Origin of the sequence: Streptomyces sp. CHD11 (assembly GCF_018638295.1) — a bacterium.
GTDB lineage: Bacteria > Actinomycetota > Actinomycetes > Streptomycetales > Streptomycetaceae > Streptomyces.
In genome coordinates this window covers 1-1,148 of the sequence record NZ_JABTTS010000078.1, presented here as the reverse complement: position 1 = coordinate 1,148, position 1,148 = coordinate 1, and the positions used below count along the sequence as shown (strand labels likewise).

The following is a 1,148-nucleotide window of genomic DNA, read 5'->3' as shown; positions in this document are numbered from 1 at the left end:
CTCTACGACGCCAAACTGGACCACGTCCCCGTCGTGGCGCTGATCGGGCAGACCGACCGCAGCGCCATGGGCGGCTCCTACCAGCAGGAAGTGGACCTCGCGAGTCTCTACAAGGACGTCGCCTCGGACTTCTGCGAGACGGCCATGGTCCCCGAACAGCTGCCGAACCTGATCGACCGTGCCTTCCGCACCGCGTACGCCAAGCGCACCGTGACCGCGATCATCCTCCCCGGTGACGTGCAGGAGCTGGACTACAGCCCGCCCACGCACGCCTTCAAGATGGTGCCCTCCAGTCTCGGCCTGGGCCGGTACGCGCCGGTGCCTGCCGACGAGGACCTCCAGCGGGCCGCCGATGTGCTGAACGCCGGGGAGAAGGTCGCGGTCCTGATCGGACAGGGCGCCCGCGGCGCGCGCGAGGAGGTCGAGCGGCTGGCGGACGTGCTCGGCGCCGGGGTGGCCAAGGCCCTGCTCGGCAAGGACGCCCTCCCCGACGACCTGCCCTACGTCACCGGCTCCATCGGGCTGCTGGGCACCCGCCCCTCCTACGAGCTGATGCGGGAGTGCGACACCCTGCTGATGATCGGCTCCAGCTTCCCGTACACGCAGTTCATGCCGGAGCTGGACCAGGCGCGGGCCGTGCAGATCGACATCGATCCGCACATGATCGGCCTGCGCTATCCGAACGAGGTCAACCTCGTCGGCGACGCCCGCGAGACCCTCCGGCGCCTGCTGCCCAAGCTGCACCGCAAACAGGACCGCGCCTGGCGGGAGAAGACCGAGAAGAACGTCGCCCGCTGGTGGGAGGTGATGCAGCGGCGCGCCGCCGTCAGCGCCGACCCCGTCAACCCGGAGTACGTCGTCCACGCGCTGGACGGCAAGCTGCCCGACGACGCGATCCTCGCCGCCGACTCCGGGTCCGCCGCCAACTGGTACGCCCGTCACCTGCGGCTGCGCGGCCGCATGCGCGGCTCCCTGTCCGGCACCCTGGCCACCATGGGCCCCGGCGTGCCGTACGCGATCGGCGCGAAGTTCGCCCACCCCGGCCGGCCCGCCATCGCCCTGGTCGGCGACGGTGCCATGCAGATGAACGGCATGATGGAGCTGGTCACGGCCGCGAAGTACTACCACGAGTGGTCCGACCCGCGGCT

The 1,148-nt window shown here is 70.8% G+C and carries 1 protein-coding gene; it reads left to right on the top strand.

The genetic code is table 11. The features are described from left to right. A partial coding sequence (locus tag HTV45_RS33210) for a thiamine pyrophosphate-dependent enzyme (protein ID WP_251693403.1) occupies positions 1 to 1,148 on the top strand: 1,148 nt, incomplete at both ends.